This window comes from Methylobacterium nigriterrae (assembly GCF_037106235.1).
Lineage (GTDB): Bacteria > Pseudomonadota > Alphaproteobacteria > Rhizobiales > Beijerinckiaceae > Methylobacterium > Methylobacterium nigriterrae.
Window position 1 is genome coordinate 1 of the sequence record NZ_JBAWTG010000907.1, and the last position, 268, is coordinate 268.

Annotated in this window: 1 protein-coding gene; it reads right to left on the reverse strand. The window is 53.7% G+C overall.

What is annotated here, in order from left to right; all coding sequences use genetic code 11:
• Positions 1–158, reverse strand: a 158-nt coding sequence (locus tag WDW90_RS39640) for an acetyl-coenzyme A synthetase N-terminal domain-containing protein (protein ID WP_336493061.1), incomplete at its 3' end; no start/stop codon positions are given.
• Between the last annotated feature and the right edge of the window lie 110 nt (positions 159–268).

Sequence of the window (268 nt, forward strand, 5' to 3'; positions counted from 1 at the left end):
CTGAAGGGATGAATCCAGTGAACGCGCTTTGCCGCTTCCTCAGCCCAGAAGGCTGTCGGGTCCTTGATCGAGCGTGCATACATCTCGCGATATTTGGCGTCATCGATATAGGCGCGCTTCGCCCATTCCGCGGACACGTCATAAGTTTTATCGGACATGATTTCCTCCCAACGCCGGGCGCGTGAACGCCCACAATCCATCAACTTCTATTTCGCTCTATTATGCTGTCACCGGGTCAAGCGACAAGGCGCCAAATATAGCACTTTGG